The following is a 238-nucleotide window of genomic DNA, read 5'->3' on the forward strand; positions in this document are numbered from 1 at the left end:
GGGCGGATGTCTATAACTCGCCCGGGTGGAAGCGGATGCAGGAACGCGCCGCCAGCCGCACCCCGCCGCGCCCGGTGGTGATCGAGGCACAGGCGGTCCGCTTCGCCGTGGGCGACCGGGTGTTTCACCAGAAGTTCGGCTATGGGACCGTGCAGGGCATCGCGGAAGACACGCTGACGGTGGAGTTCCCGACCGGCTTTCGCAATATCAAGGCGAGCTATGTCAGCGCCGCCGAGGC

Annotated in this window: 1 protein-coding gene; it reads left to right on the top strand. The window is 67.6% G+C overall.

All coding sequences use genetic code 11. The features are described 5' to 3' along the window. Nucleotides 1-35: 35 nt before the first annotated feature. Nucleotides 36-238, top strand: a 203-nt coding sequence (locus Q5762_RS39600; protein ID WP_315897163.1) for a hypothetical protein, incomplete at its 3' end; no start/stop codon positions are given.

Origin of the sequence: Streptomyces sp. P9(2023), from assembly GCF_032436795.1 — a bacterium.
Lineage (GTDB): Bacteria > Actinomycetota > Actinomycetes > Streptomycetales > Streptomycetaceae > Streptomyces.